Genomic DNA, 13,564 nt, shown 5'->3' with positions numbered 1-13,564 from the left:
CTACTGTATATTCTTGTCTATACAAGTCAGTCGACTGTATTAAAGCAAGCTTTGTGCCAGTTCCGGCAGAGGCCGTTTTACGTCGTTTTCTGTCTCCCGCTGCCCGGTGGCCCGGCAACGGATGAATCAATTCGGTGCGCCGCACGCTCTTTTTTAGCGCACGGTTAACGCATGATTTTTGCCCGGAGCAGAAGGCCGTTGTCCGAAAGCGCCGTGATTTCCACGCTTTCCCCGTTATGGTGCGCATCAGCAAGAGCGGCGTGGTAGAACCCTTCCCCGCCACCAAACTGGCGACCATCCGGCCATTGCCATGTTCCGCGGATGGCGTACAGCACGCCGCCATCGTTAAGAGAAACACAGAGGCTTTTAGCGGTGGAAATCACCTGCGCAGAACACACGTTGCGGCGGGTCATGATATTGAAATCTGTCGTTGTTCCGCCCAACAGACTTGCATTCAGCGCGATGTCTCCGCTGAATGCGAAAGGCGTCCCCGTTTCACTGAGATGATGATTAATCTCCGGTTCGGAAAGCAGATGAACGCCCCCGCCGCTCAGCAACGTGATAGAGCGGTCAATGCCGGGAAATGCGGAAAACGGGCCGTCCTGCGCAATGGTGGCAATGCTGGCGCGCCAGTCGAAATCAGTTTTACCCGGCGGCCAGCTGAGGATTTCGCGGGTTTCGCCGCCACCGTTTTTCCACGGGCTTACCGGTAAGTTTTCAAAGGAGAAATGCTGCCAGTTCGTCATGCGGCATCCTCTGCCAGCTGATTCAGCAGGTGCAGGAAATCTTCCGCCGCTTCCTGTTGCTGTTCATGCTGCCCGCCGACAATGCGCGCGACACCGCCGACGAACACATCGCGGATTTGCCCGGTATTTCCGGCAAACAGCCAGCGGTTAAGCAACTCGCTGTCTCTGGCGGCGGAAAGATAAGGATCCTGCCCGTCGAGCACCAGCCAGTCGGCGCGGTAACCTGCGGATAACTGCCCGATTGCCGCACCGCACGCCTGCGCGCCGCCCTGTAAGGCCTGCGTATACAGCACATCGCCGACGGAATTTTGCGAGGTTGTGGTCAGTCGGTTCCGGCGCTGGTCACGCAGGCGCTGGCCGTATTCAAACCAGCGAAGCTCTTCCACCACGTTGAGGGACACATGGCTGTCGGAGCCAATTCCCCAGCGGCCAGATTGCGCGAGGTAATCCACACCGTGGAAAATGCCGTCGCCAAGATTGGCTTCTGTCGTCGGACAAAGCCCGGCAACTGCCCCGCTGTTCGCCATGCTCGCCAGTTCAAACCGGTCGGCGTGCGTGGCGTGGATCAGGCACCAGCGGGCATCGATGTCGAGATTGTCATACAACCAGGCGATCGGGCGCTGCCCGCTCCAGCCCAGACAATCGTTCACTTCTTTTTGCTGCTCGGCGATATGGATATGCACCGGCGACTGTTTATCGCCCGCCGCCAGCACCTGCTGCATTTGTTCGAGCGAAACGGCGCGCAGCGAATGGAAGCACACCCCCTGATTTTGCAGCGGCTGGTTTTTAATCTGGCTGCGGATAATGTCCTGCTGTTGCAGGTAACCGTCAGCATCCTGAATAAACCGCTTTTGCCCGGCCTGCGCGGGCTGAGCGCCGAATCCGGCGTAGGTGTAAAGCACGGGCAGCATGGTCAGGCCGATACCGGTTTGCGCAGCCGCCTGGCTCAGATGCGCGGCCATTTCACCGCGACTGGCATAAGAATTTCCGCTGATATCGTTGTGGAGATAGTGGAATTCGGCAACTTGCGTGTAGCCACCTTTAAGCATTTCGATGTACAACTGACGGGCGATAACGCCAACCTGTTCAGGCGTCAGGCGCCGGACCATGCGATACATCAGGTCACGCCATGTCCAGAAGCTGTCCTGCGGATCACCGGCGACTTCCGCCAACCCTGCCATTACCCGCTGAAAAGCGTGAGAGTGCAGGTTTGGCATACCCGGCACAACCGGGCCGGAAAGGCGGATACAGCCTTGCGGATCACCACCGGGCGTCACGGCGCTCAGTGTTCCGGCGGCATCAACGTCCAGACGCACATTGTGCGACCAGCCGTGGGCAAGTAAGGCGCGTGAAGCAAAATAAGCAGGCATAACAGCGTTCCTGATCAGCAATGAGAAACATAAACGCAATTTTATAGAAACAATTGCAAAACTTTTAAGTGACTTGTCTATACATATACATATGCCTGATTGCGCTGTAAACTTGCAACAATCCTTTTTTTATAAATTTAGTTTTCCGTCACGCCTTTCCGTTTCTTTTCCTGAAGGGAAACCGGCGGACATTCCGGGAAACTTTCCAGATACCTGTGTATTTTTTGAGAGGTCAGAGACATGTCGGAGCCCACACCACTTTCTTCGCAAAGTGCAGCGCAACAGGGAGTGTCGCAGCAGACATTGTCCGAACTGGCTGCGGCCATGAGCGACACGCCCGCGCCGATCTATCAGCGCGTGAAACAGGCAATCATCGGACAGATCCGCGCCGGTGTCTGGAAACCGCATCAGCGCGTGCCTTCTGAAAGTGAACTGGTCAACGAACTGGGCGTCAGCCGCATGACCATCAACCGTGCGCTGCGCGAGCTGACCAGCGAAGGTTTTCTGATTCGCATGCAGGGCGTCGGGACGTTCGTTGCCGAAGCCAAGGCCTACACGCCGATGCTCGAAGTGCATAACATCGCCGATGAAATTGCCCAGCGCGGACACCGCCACGACAGCAAAATTCTGGTCTGTGAAGCCCGTCTGGCCGACGCAGAACAGGCGCTTCAGCTGGGTATTGCGCCGGGCGCGATGCTGTTTTACTCGCAGATTGTGCATTACGAAAACAATGTGCCGGTGCAGATTGAAGACCGTTTTGTAAACCCGGAAACTGCGCCGGATTACCTTCAGCAGGTGCTCAATAAGCAAACGCCTTACACCTATCTGATGGAAATCGCCCCCCTGACTACCGGTGAACACCGCGTTGAAGCCGTCGGTGCCAGCGATGAACAGCGCGAGCTTTTGCAACTCAGTGAGCATGAGCCCTGCCTCCTGATTCATCGACGTACCTGGAGCGGCAGCCGCGTAGTGACTTCGGCGCGCCTGATTTATCCGGGTTCCCGCTACCAGCTGTTCGGGCGTTTCACCAGCCACGGCTGATGCCCTTTCATTTCGCCATACCCTAATCGCGGCCGTTCCGGGCCGCTATGCTTTCGTTTAAATTTTGGAAGACGTCTCGTAATAAGAAAAAACTATCGCTGGCTGCCTTGCCGGTTCAGCGGTTATGCGTTAGGTTGACTTTAGTTGTCTATACAAGATGAATTCAGCCTGGAGCCTGTCATGCCGGTAGCACTTTCCCCCCGTTTGTCTTCCGAACCGCCCTTTCACTGTGACAGCGTATGGCGCGGCGCCACGCTCGTGACCATGAAAGACGGGCATTACAACCTGATCGAAAACGGCGCGATTGCCGTCACCGGCGGCAAGATTGTCTGGACAGGGAGTGCCGTGGATTGCCCGGCCTTTTCTGACGCAAAACAGCACGATTTTGACGGCGGCATCATCACGCCGGGTTTTGTCGACTGCCATACGCATCTGGTGTTCGGGGGCGATCGCAGCGCTGAATTTGAACAGCGTTTGAACGGTGTAAGTTATGCCGAAATCGCGGCAGCAGGCGGCGGAATTCTCTCGACCGTTAACGCCACGCGTGACGCCACAGAAGATGAACTGCTGGCGCAGGCGTTATTTCGCCTCAAACCGCTGCTGGCCGAAGGCGTTACCTGCGTTGAGATTAAATCCGGCTACGGCCTGAGTGTGGAAAGCGAGCTGAAAATGCTGCGCGTGATCCGCAGGCTGGGCGTAATGTTGCCGGTTGAGGTGAAATCCACCTGCCTTGCCGCGCACGCCCTGCCGCCTGAATTTAAGGGCCGCGCCGATGAGTATATTGACCTGATTTGCGACACGTTGCTGCCGGTGGTCGCCAGCGAAAATCTGGCCGATGCGGTGGATGCGTTCTGTGAGCATCTGGCGTTCTCGCCGGATCAGGTTGAACGGGTATTTACTGCTGCTGCGGCGCTGGGTTTACCGGTCAAACTGCACGCGGAGCAGCTTTCCTCACTGCACGGCAGCGCGCTCGCCGCAAGACACCACGCGCTCTCCGCCGATCATCTGGAATACGCTACCGAAGACGACGCTAAAGCGATGGCCGCCAGCGGAACGGTCGCCGTTTTACTGCCGGGTGCCTATTATTTGCTGCGCGAAACGCAGTGCCCGCCGGTGGCGCATTTCCGCCAGCATAACGTGCCGATGGCGCTGGCAAGCGACGCCAATCCGGGAACCTCTCCGGCGCTTTCGCTGCGTCTGATGCTCAATATGGGTTGCACGCTGTTTCGTCTCACGCCGGAAGAAGCACTGGCCGGGATCACCTGTCACGGCGCGCGGGCGCTGGGATTACAGGAAACGCACGGCACGCTGGAAACGGGCAAAGTCGCTGATTTCATCCACTGGCCGCTGTCGCGACCGGCAGAACTGGTTTACTGGCTGGGCGGGCAGTTGCCCTGCACTATCGTTTATCGCGGAGAAATCCGGGGAGAATTTCGTTCATGAGCCTTTCAGCAGCTAACGTCATCGCCGATCCTTACCATTTCATTCCCGGCACAGCACCAATACTGATCAGCATTCCCCACGCAGGCACACACCTGACGCCGGAAGTCGCCAGCGGGCTGAGTGACGCCGCCCTGCCGCTTTCGGATACCGACTGGCATATCCCGAAGCTGTATGACTTTGCCCGCGCACTGGGTGCCAGCATTCTGGTCGGCCAGTATTCGCGTTTCGTGATTGACCTGAACCGTCCGTCCGACGATAAACCGCTCTACACCACGGCCACGACCGGTTTGTTTCCGGACACATTGTTTGACGGGCGCGCCACCTTTAAACCGGGAATGACGCCGACTGACGCTCAGCGTCAGCAATATCTCGATGAAATCTGGCAGCCGTATCACCAGAAAATTCAGTCAGAACTGGCGCGGATGAAACAGGAATTCGGCTATGCGCTGCTGTTTGACGCACATTCAATTGCCTCCGTGATCCCGCGTCTTTTCGAAGGCCAGTTGCCGGATCTGAATCTCGGCACCAACAGCGGCGAAAGCTGTGCGCCCGCGCTGAGTGAAGTCCTCGAAAAAACCTGCCAGCAGCAGACGCGTTTCACGCATGTTCTGAACGGCCGCTTTAAAGGCGGGTACATCACGCGGGCTTATGGCCAGCCGGAAAACGATGTGCATGCTGTTCAGCTTGAACTGGCGCAGGTGAATTACATGGAGGAGATTGAGCCGTTCAGCTATTCAGAGGATAAGGCCTCTGAGCTCCAGGCTTTGTTGAAGCCATTGCTGGCGAGGATGCTGGCATGGGGATCGGAGAGGTATAAACAGGGCGCTGTTTAATCACGCTTTTTAACGCTGACGCTTGGTGTGATTGGATTGGATTGGATAAGGTGTAAGTTTCGGTTTCTCAATTGCAGTTATCACTCAGCGCCGGGTGCCGAAACCGACCAAAAGGGGAAAGTGCTTTTCCCCTTTTGGATTTCCCCACGCTTTTTCAACACGCGCTCCGCTCGCTGGCTATGTTTCAGCAACTCCGGCTAGTGCCGCAAAAACTTGCCGCTGCGCGGTACCTTCATTTCGGTCTTCGAGCCTTTCGGTCTCGAAACACTCATTCAGCAAGCTTTCTGAAAGCGGCTGGAAGCTTATCCAAATTTAGCAGCATTTTTTAAATAACAATCAGCAGTAAGGTTGCGAACTAGAAAGYCTSTGGCCGCTTTCAAAACGACGTCGAGTGAGGAGTGAGAAACAGCGAGAGTCTTTTTTCGAGCAGGTTCGAACCCGAGGCGAGAGAACCGCGCAGCGGCGGCGTTTGCGGCACTAACGGTAGCCGCTGAAACATAGCCAGCGAGCGGCAGCGCGCAGTTTAAGAGCCCGGGATTTTCAAGGGGTGCGGCGATAGGCGCCCCTTGAAGCCGGTTTGGGTGGCAACCCAAGGTCTTGATTTTGTCTTAAGGCCGGTTTGGGCGGCAACCCAAGGTCTTGACCTGGGTTGCGCAAAATATTACCGAGCGTGATGCCGGTCTGCATCACTGAGAATCCTGGCTTGTCCCCGTCTTAGGACTCGCTGCTGTCGCATCATCCGCGCCAGCGGTCTTCGTGTAGATAATCTTCTGCGTATCATTCCCGCAATGACCCACAACCTGGCCACCGGCCTGATCAGCCTGATCGTTCGGGACGATGTCGAGCTTAAAGCCGGATTCCGGCAAACCGTTGGCGACGATTTTCTGGGTGATATCCGCTTTCACGCTTTCACAGGTGGCAGCCTGAACTGCCAGCGGCGCTAACATCATGACCGCAAGGCCAGCTAAGAGTGTCTTTTTCATCATTCATTCCTTTTATGAGAAACAGTGTATTAATGAGTTTAGCAGATAGAGACAGCGGCAAAGTTTGCCGCTGTCGGGCAGGAAAAGAGCGGAAAGACTTTTTTACGGTATTACGGTGCCATCAGCTGACGGCCAGTGCGGCGGTCGAGGCAGCGCTGGGTGTTATCTTCCCAGTACGCGTTGATATTCTGGCTGGCGTTGCATTTATCACGCAGATCCACAGAATTATCGTACTTGGAATAATCTTTCTCAGCGCGCTGGTTTTTCAAAGCCCGCAGACGCTGGGTTTCGTTCCACTGCTCTTTGCTCTGGCGCGCTTCTTCGTTGGACATGGCGTCATTGCCGCTGCCGCCAAAGACACAGGTTCCGCCCGCACAGTTGGTGGCTGCCAGCGCAGGTGCCTGCCAGCTTGCTGTCATAACAAGCAGCGCAACAGGCAGTAAACGGCGTAAAAACGTTGTATTCATTAGCTAATCCTTTTAATTTACACATCGCTCAGGCGAATACCTTCAATTATAACATCACCCTGAGTCACGTCACCCAAAGCCTGCTAACGGGTTGAATTCATGTTTAACTTACGACTGTAAACCTGGCGATTCACATGCTCAAAACGACTTTACTGTTCTTTGCGACCGCGCTGGCGGAAATCATCGGCTGTTTTCTGCCGTATCTCTGGCTGCGCAAAGGCGGCAGCTGGCTGCTGCTTTTCCCGGCGGCGCTGAGCCTGGCGGCGTTTGTCTGGTTGCTGACGCTGCATCCGGCAGCCAGCGGCAGGGTCTATGCGGCGTACGGCGGAGTCTATGTGATGACGGCGATGTTGTGGCTGCGGTTTGTCGATGGCGTGAAACTCAGCACCACCGACTGGCTCGGAGCCTGTGTGGCGCTGGCCGGGATGCTGATTATCATTTCTGGCTGGAAAGCGGCGTAACGGTTACTGCGACAGTTTTTCCATCATCACGATCACTTTCTGAATCACAATCTGCGCGGCGCGGGAGAGCTGACGGCGGGGCGCAACGCACAGCGCGAGCGTCAGCGGTTTGGCGCTGCGCCCCTGCAAGGGCACAAACGCCAGCCGGTTTTCCTGCAAATCGGGCAATACGTCGAGCAAACTCAGCACGCCCACGCCAGCCCCTTTGCGGATAAGTTCGCGCATCATGCGTACGTCATTACAGACAATCGACGGCGTATCCAGCAGCTGATAACGGTTGTACAGCAGCTTCGCGCGGGCGTTCACCATCAGCGGTTCCGACGGAATAATCTGCCGGTAAGCCGCGATATCGCTGAACGACAGCGATTCCTGCTTTGAAAGTTCATGCCCGACCGGCATCGCGATGCCAATCGGCAATTCCGCGAACGCCTGCACTTCCAGCCCGGTATGCTCGATAGGGTCAAGCAGCAGGCCAAAATCCACTTCCGCCGAACTGACCTGTTCACTGATATTCCGGCTGTCTTCAATGCGGATATCAAACGTGAGGTAAGGATGCTCAGCGCCGACTTCGGCAATCAGCTGCGCCATAATTCCTTCACTGAGCGCCGCGATAATGGAAATGGTGACGTGCCCGCGCCGCAAACCCTGAATTTCATCAAAGCGTTCGCGGGTACGGGAAAATTCTTTCCGCCAGCGGCGGATATCATCGAACAAAATCTCACCGGCGGACGTCAGTTTCAGGCCGGTCGGCAGGCGCTCAAACAGCGGCGTTTCCAGCGTCTGTTCAGCCTGTAAAATCTGCCGGTTAATGGCCGAAGCGGAGACGTGCAGCGCTTCTGCCGCTTTGCGCAAACTTCCTGTTCGGGCGACTTCGGTAAAATATTGCGAAAAACGGGAGAAGGGTGACATAGGTGTACTAATTTATGCAGTGAATAAGTGAGATATCTATTATGGACTGCATCACTCATTTTTCCTAGATTGTGCGATGGCCTTTGTAAACAATCACCTCAGATTGTTTTATGTGCAGATCTCTGCACAAAAGAGGTCAAAAGGGTAATGACAGGGTTCGTCAAAACACGTTTAGCACGTGAGCCGCTTTTCTTTGGACAGAAGGGGTGCGAATTGTGGCATTCGTACTGCTGGCGCGCGTGCGTGTTTTGAAAAACAACACTAATAACAAGCGTGCGCTTTTGATCACCCGGTTGAAGTGATCACGCGACCAAGAGATTCCTTCTCATGTTAGAAAAACTATTCAAGTTAAAAGCTCACCGTACTAACGTGCGGACTGAGATTGTGGCAGGACTGACTACATTTTTAGCAATGGCCTATATTCTGTTCGTTAACCCGTCCATTTTGGGCGCGACGGGAATGGATAAAGGCTCGGTTTTCGTGGCAACTTGTCTTGCTGCCGCAATCGGTTCCGCACTGATGGGCTTTATCGCCAACTACCCGATTGCACTGGCGCCGGGCATGGGTTTAAACGCCTTCTTCACCTACACCGTTGTGCTGCACATGGGTTACACCTGGCAGATCGCGTTGGGTGCTGTTTTCCTTTCCGCGTGTATCTTCTTCGCGTTGTCGATTTTCAAAATTCGTGAATGGATTATCCGCAGTATTCCGCTGCCGCTGCGTTCGGCGATTGCGGCCGGTATCGGGTTATTCCTGGCGCTGATTGCGCTGGAAAACGCCGGTATTGTGATTGCAAACCCGGCCACGCTGGTCGGTCTGGGCGACCTGACCAAGCCGGGTCCGCTGTTTGCGATGCTCGGTTTCATTCTGATTGTGGTTCTGGAAGCGCGTAAAGTGACCGGTGCTGTGCTGATTGGCGTGCTGGCGGTGACGGTTCTGGCGATTGCGCTGGGCTACTCACCGTTTGGCGGCGTGATGTCTATGCCCCCTTCCATCGCACCAACCTTTATGCAGCTGGACATCAAAGGCGCATTCAACGTTTCGCTGATCAGCGTCGTGTTCGCATTCCTGTTCGTAGACGTCTTCGATAACTCCGGCACCCTGATCGGCGTAACCAAACGCGCAGGTCTGGCGGACGAAGATGGCAACATCCCGAAAATGGGGCGTGCGCTGGTCGCGGACAGTGCGGCTGCGCTGTTCGGTTCACTCTTAGGGACATCAACCACCACCAGTTATATCGAATCTGCGGCGGGCGTGAGCGCCGGGGGCCGTACCGGTCTGACGGCCATCGTGGTCGCGATCCTGTTCCTGCTGAGCCTGTTCTTCGCACCGCTGGCAGGCAGCGTTCCGGCATTCGCCACCGCGCCGGCTCTGCTGTTCATCGCGGTTCTGATGACCTCAGGTCTGGCTGAAATTGACTGGAAAGACATCACCGTTGCCGCACCGGTGACCGTGACTGCGCTGACCATGCCGTTCACGTATTCCATTGCTAACGGTATCGCGTTTGGTTTCATCACCTGGACGCTGGCAAAACTGCTGACCGGCCGCTGGCGTGAACTGAATTCCGCGCTGATCGTTCTGTCGATTCTGTTCGTGATCAAACTGGGCTGGCTGAGCGCGTAACCGCTCTTCGGGTCGGAAAAGGCGCGGGTTTGACTACCGCGCCTTTTTTTGTGCTCAAAATCGGCTGAAAACCCAATAAAAAAAAGCAGCCGGAGCTGCTTTTCATGTGCATCACAATGTCTGATCAATCTTCGCGGTGAACCTGCAAACCGGCCAGAGACTGGCTGACAGGCATCATCTCGATGCTGTTGATGTTCACGTGCTCAGGCAATGTGGAAACCCAGAACACGGATTCGGCGACGTCTTTTGCCGTCAGCGGGTTAGTCTTGTCGTAGGTTTTGCTGGCTTTCTCGTCATCGCCTTTAAAGCGGATGTTGGAGAATTCCGTTCCGCCGCACAGGCCCGGCTCGATATTGGTCACGCGAACGTGAGTGCCGTGCAGGTCGGTGCGCAGGTTCAGGCTGAACTGACGGACGAAGGCTTTGGTCGCGCCATACACGTTGCCACCGGCATACGGCCAGTTACCCGCCGTTGAACCGATGTTAATCACATGGCCGGTGTTGCGTTCAACCATGCCCGGCAGGACGGCGCGGGTCATGTACACCAGACCTTTGGTGTTGGTGTCGATCATTTTGTCCCAGTCTTCCAGCGACGCTTTGTCGGCTTTTTCCAGACCGAGTGCCAGACCGGCGTTATTGACCAGCACATCGATGTTGCTCCATTCGGCAGGCAGGCTGTCGATGGCATCTTTGATGGAGGCACGGTTGGTCACATCCAGCTCAACGGTATACAGCGCGTCACCCAGCTCCGCTTTCAGGTCGTCCAGACGCTCTTTACGGCGGCCGGAGGCAATCACTTTATGGCCTTCTTTGACAAAGCGGCGCGCGATTTCAGCACCAAATCCGGCGGTCGCGCCGGTCACAAAAATAATCATCCCGGTAATCCTTAGTATTTAAACAAATAGAATGAAATAAAAATTGAATCAAAAATGAACGCGTTTGCTCGCGCACGGCGTGCAGAAAAAGAAACTCTATAAGTATTAACACAAAAATAACCAGACCGGCAGCGGATGCCGGTCTGACTTGGTATCATTTTATTGCGGTCACTTTTTAAGGTAAGGCGCAATTAGCGATAAATCTGCCGCAGAAAGCCGGTCCGGCGCGGTCTGCGCCTGATGCCAGTAAGGATACAGCAACGGCAACTGGCTGACTTGATTAAGCCTTTCAATTTCTTCGCTATTCAGGGTCAGGTTTGCCGCAAGCAGGTTGTCCTGCAACTGGGTGTCGTTACGCGCGCCGACAATCACGGACGTTACCTGCGGGCGCGCAATCAGCCACGCCAGCGCGATTTGCGCGGCGGAAACGCCGCGTTGCCCGGCGATATCCACCAGAACATCCACCACGTCATACAGCGCATTTTCGTCACGCACCGGCGGCTCGCCCCAGTCCGCCAGATGGCGAGTCCCTTCGGGCGCGGCCTGATTACGGCGGTATTTACCGGAAAGCAGGCCACCGGCCAGCGGGCTCCAGACCAGAACGCCCAGCCCCTGATCCTGCGCCACCGGCAGGAGTTCGTATTCGGCTTCACGCGCCTGAAGCGTGTAATGGATTTGCTGACTGACCGGGCGGATATAGTGATTTGCTGCCGCAACACCCAGCGTTTTCATCACATGCCAGGCGGAAAAGTTGGAGACACCGACATAACGTACTTTGCCGCTGCTGATCAGGTCGTCGAGCGCGCGCAGCGTTTCTTCCAGCGGCGTCTGACCGTCCCATTCATGCAACTGATACAAATCCAGATAGTCCGTATTCAGGCGCTTCAGGCTGGCTTCGCAGGCGCGCAGAATATGGTGGCGTGATGAACCGCGATTGTTAGGGCCATCGCCCATCGGGAAGCGGGCTTTGCTGGCAACCAGCACGTCATGACGCTGGCTGCCCAGCGCCTTGCCCAGAATCACTTCCGATTCACCGCCTGAATAAACGTCGGCGGTATCAAATAAATTAATGCCAGCGTCCAGACACAGGCCGATCTGGCGCTGTGCGGCACTGACGTCGGTCTGGCCGGTTTTAGCGAATTTTCCCTGACCACCAAACGTCATGGTGCCCAGGCTGAGAACTGAAACTTTCAGGCCGGAATGGCCTAACAGACGGTATTCCATGGGTTTTCTCCATTTATCGGATACTTAATTTCAGTTTAGCAACGTCATTATTTTTGTGACGAAGCCGGTTGCGGTACAGATTCTTTTTTGCGGCGTATTTCATCGCCCGCGGTAGGGTCGAGCGTCAGACTGTCGAGTGTTCCCGCCAGAGAAAACACCCCGATAATAATAAAAGCGATATGGAACGTTCCGGTCTGCATCCCGGCGCTGGCCGGTAAAAAATGTTCCGCGACTCGCAGGGAAAGCGCGCCGATGGCAATGCCCAGCCCGGTAGAGAGCTGTTGCGCGGTGTTAAATAACGTATTTGCGCCGCTCATTTGTTCTGCCGGAACCTGCGAAAAGGCCAGTGTATTGAGCGCGGTGAACTGCATCGAACGGGTCATGCCGCTGGCGAACAGCAACAGCAGCGTGATGGCAGTCGGCACTTCCGGTGTCAGCAACGCGCAGGCAAATATCGTCGCAGAATTGAGCAGGCCGTTAACCAGCATAATCGACTTAAAGCGGAAGCGGTGCAAAATCGGCGAGGTAAACGGCTTCATCGCCAGATTACCGGCGAACACGGCGAGCACCAGCAGCCCGGCATCAAACGCGTTCATGCCGTAACCCAGCTGGAACATCAGCGGCAGCAAAAACGGCAGGGCGCCGATAGCTACGCGGAACAATGAACCGCCGTAAATCGTGACGGCGTAACTTTTAATTTTCAGCGCCGTCAGCGGCAGCAACGGATACGCCGCCCGCCCGGAATGCCAGACCGCCAGCGCCCCGACGATCACCGCGCCGCCCACCATCGTCACCGGTTTCCAGTTAATGGTGCCCTGATTAAACATATCCAGCCCGAAGATTAACCCCAGACACGCCGCGCCGGTCAGCACAAAACCGGTGATATCAAACGGCACGCCTTTCTGCCCCTTGACCTGCGGGATCAGTTTACGGCTGAACATCAGTGCGATAACCCCGAGCGGCAGATTGAGCAGAAATATCCAGTGCCAGGAAGCATACGTCGTAATGAATCCGCCCAGCGGCGGACCGAGGATCGGCGCCACCAGTCCGGGCCAGGTAATCGTCGCGATTGCGCGGATCAGATCTGATTTTTGCGTATTTTTCAGTACCACCAGCCGCCCGACCGGCACCATCAGCGCACCGGCAAACCCCTGCAACATGCGGGCGGCGGTAAACGTGCCGAGACTGTCGCTGGCGGAACATAACAATGACGCGAGGGTGAACAGGATCAGCGCCAGCGAAAAGACGTTACGCGTGCCAAACCGGTTAGCGATCCAGCCGCTGGCCGGAATAAACACCGTGAGCGTCAGAATGTAAGCCGATACGCCGATATTCATATCGACCGGATGCACGCCGAAATCTTTCGCCATCTGCGGCAGCGCGGTGACAATCACCGTGGCATCCAGATTTTCCATAAAGAACGCGCCCGCCACCAGCAACGGCAAAGCGGAACCCGGCGGCAGCGGGAATTTTTTTTTTGAGAAGAAGCTCATAGAAGGTAAGCGCGCTAATGAAATAAGCAAAGTCTGAGCATAGCGCATCGGGGGAAGGCGTCAACGGTGGGATTGTGGATCTCCCCCGGTGAAAGGG

The 13,564-nt window shown here is 55.9% G+C and carries 13 protein-coding genes; 5 read left to right on the top strand and 8 right to left on the bottom strand.

Annotated features, from left to right (window positions below; all coding sequences use genetic code 11):
- Positions 1-164: 164 nt before the first annotated feature.
- Positions 165-746 (bottom strand): HutD family protein, encoded by a 582-nt coding sequence (locus KWG64_RS17195; RefSeq protein WP_218522586.1) that lies wholly within the window; start codon positions 744-746, stop codon positions 165-167.
- Entirely contained in the window at positions 743-2,116 is a 1,374-nt protein-coding gene (locus KWG64_RS17190; protein WP_218522585.1) for a formimidoylglutamate deiminase, read from the bottom strand. Before KWG64_RS17190 ends, KWG64_RS17195 begins: the two co-directional genes overlap by 4 nt.
- 240 nt (positions 2,117-2,356) lie before the next feature.
- Here KWG64_RS17190 and hutC point away from each other — a divergent pair, with 240 nt between their 5' ends.
- From hutC to hutG, 3 genes are all read left to right on the top strand, one after another.
- A complete protein-coding gene (gene hutC, locus KWG64_RS17185; protein WP_218522584.1) occupies positions 2,357-3,157 on the top strand; it encodes a histidine utilization repressor in 801 nt (266 codons plus the stop codon).
- 180 nt (positions 3,158-3,337) lie between these two features.
- Entirely contained in the window at positions 3,338-4,600 is a 1,263-nt protein-coding gene (hutI, locus tag KWG64_RS17180) for an imidazolonepropionase (RefSeq protein WP_370628708.1), read from the top strand.
- Positions 4,597-5,433 (top strand): N-formylglutamate deformylase, encoded by an 837-nt coding sequence (gene hutG, locus KWG64_RS17175; protein WP_218522583.1) that lies wholly within the window; start codon positions 4,597-4,599, stop codon positions 5,431-5,433. Before hutI ends, hutG begins: the two co-directional genes overlap by 4 nt.
- 686 nt (positions 5,434-6,119) lie before the next feature.
- On the opposite strand, the gene KWG64_RS17170 is transcribed toward hutG, so the two are convergent.
- Positions 6,120-6,416 carry a DUF1161 domain-containing protein gene (locus KWG64_RS17170; RefSeq protein WP_165057513.1) on the bottom strand — a complete coding sequence of 99 codons (297 nt, stop codon included), beginning with the start codon at positions 6,414-6,416 and terminating at the stop codon, positions 6,120-6,122.
- A 110-nt stretch (positions 6,417-6,526) separates the two neighbouring features.
- Positions 6,527-6,883, bottom strand: coding sequence for a DUF1283 family protein (locus tag KWG64_RS17165; protein ID WP_152326210.1), 357 nt, complete (start codon positions 6,881-6,883; stop codon positions 6,527-6,529).
- A gap of 134 nt (positions 6,884-7,017) precedes the next feature.
- On the opposite strand from KWG64_RS17165, the gene KWG64_RS17160 reads away from it, so the two are divergent.
- On the top strand, positions 7,018-7,344 hold the full coding sequence (locus tag KWG64_RS17160; RefSeq protein ID WP_152326211.1) for a YnfA family protein: 327 nt from the start codon (positions 7,018-7,020) through the stop codon (positions 7,342-7,344).
- Positions 7,345-7,347: 3 nt separating this feature from the next.
- Here the strand turns inward: KWG64_RS17160 and KWG64_RS17155 are convergent, their stop codons facing one another.
- Positions 7,348-8,253, bottom strand: a complete 906-nt coding sequence (locus tag KWG64_RS17155) for a LysR family transcriptional regulator (protein WP_195815150.1) — start codon at positions 8,251-8,253, stop codon at positions 7,348-7,350.
- A 327-nt stretch (positions 8,254-8,580) separates the two neighbouring features.
- On the opposite strand from KWG64_RS17155, the gene KWG64_RS17150 reads away from it, so the two are divergent.
- The gene (locus KWG64_RS17150; RefSeq protein WP_104922061.1) at positions 8,581-9,876 is read left to right on the top strand and encodes an NCS2 family permease; all 1,296 of its coding nucleotides are present in this window, start codon (positions 8,581-8,583) and stop codon (positions 9,874-9,876) included.
- 124 nt (positions 9,877-10,000) lie between these two features.
- On the opposite strand, the gene ydfG is transcribed toward KWG64_RS17150, so the two are convergent.
- From ydfG to KWG64_RS17135, 3 genes are all read right to left on the bottom strand, one after another.
- Positions 10,001-10,750, bottom strand: coding sequence for a bifunctional NADP-dependent 3-hydroxy acid dehydrogenase/3-hydroxypropionate dehydrogenase YdfG (gene ydfG, locus KWG64_RS17145; RefSeq protein ID WP_104922060.1), 750 nt, complete (start codon positions 10,748-10,750; stop codon positions 10,001-10,003).
- Between the two features lie 168 nt (positions 10,751-10,918).
- On the bottom strand, positions 10,919-11,974 hold the full coding sequence (locus KWG64_RS17140; RefSeq protein WP_218522582.1) for an aldo/keto reductase: 1,056 nt from the start codon (positions 11,972-11,974) through the stop codon (positions 10,919-10,921).
- A 47-nt stretch (positions 11,975-12,021) separates the two neighbouring features.
- Positions 12,022-13,467 (bottom strand): MFS transporter, encoded by a 1,446-nt coding sequence (locus KWG64_RS17135; RefSeq protein ID WP_218522581.1) that lies wholly within the window; start codon positions 13,465-13,467, stop codon positions 12,022-12,024.
- Positions 13,468-13,564: the final 97 nt, after the last annotated feature.

It is taken from the genome of Rahnella sp. PD12R (assembly GCF_019200965.1).
In the GTDB taxonomy this organism is placed as follows: Bacteria; Pseudomonadota; Gammaproteobacteria; order Enterobacterales; family Enterobacteriaceae; genus Rahnella; species Rahnella laticis.
The sequence above is the reverse complement of the archived record's forward strand: the minus strand, read 5'-3'. Positions and strand labels throughout refer to the sequence as shown.

Coding starts and splice junctions, on each gene's coding strand:
- ydfG (WP_104922060.1), bottom strand. CDS start 10,750: ATGATTATTTTTGTGACCGGCGCGACCGCCGGATTTGGTGCTGAAATC.
- hutG (WP_218522583.1), top strand. CDS start 4,597: ATGAGCCTTTCAGCAGCTAACGTCATCGCCGATCCTTACCATTTCATT.
- KWG64_RS17190 (WP_218522585.1), bottom strand. CDS start 2,116: ATGCCTGCTTATTTTGCTTCACGCGCCTTACTTGCCCACGGCTGGTCG.
- KWG64_RS17135 (WP_218522581.1), bottom strand. CDS start 13,467: ATGAGCTTCTTCTCAAAAAAAAAATTCCCGCTGCCGCCGGGTTCCGCT.
- KWG64_RS17160 (WP_152326211.1), top strand. CDS start 7,018: ATGCTCAAAACGACTTTACTGTTCTTTGCGACCGCGCTGGCGGAAATC.
- hutI (WP_370628708.1), top strand. CDS start 3,338: ATGCCGGTAGCACTTTCCCCCCGTTTGTCTTCCGAACCGCCCTTTCAC.
- KWG64_RS17155 (WP_195815150.1), bottom strand. CDS start 8,253: ATGTCACCCTTCTCCCGTTTTTCGCAATATTTTACCGAAGTCGCCCGA.
- KWG64_RS17140 (WP_218522582.1), bottom strand. CDS start 11,974: ATGGAATACCGTCTGTTAGGCCATTCCGGCCTGAAAGTTTCAGTTCTC.
- KWG64_RS17170 (WP_165057513.1), bottom strand. CDS start 6,416: ATGAAAAAGACACTCTTAGCTGGCCTTGCGGTCATGATGTTAGCGCCG.
- hutC (WP_218522584.1), top strand. CDS start 2,357: ATGTCGGAGCCCACACCACTTTCTTCGCAAAGTGCAGCGCAACAGGGA.
- KWG64_RS17150 (WP_104922061.1), top strand. CDS start 8,581: ATGTTAGAAAAACTATTCAAGTTAAAAGCTCACCGTACTAACGTGCGG.
- KWG64_RS17165 (WP_152326210.1), bottom strand. CDS start 6,883: ATGAATACAACGTTTTTACGCCGTTTACTGCCTGTTGCGCTGCTTGTT.
- KWG64_RS17195 (WP_218522586.1), bottom strand. CDS start 746: ATGACGAACTGGCAGCATTTCTCCTTTGAAAACTTACCGGTAAGCCCG.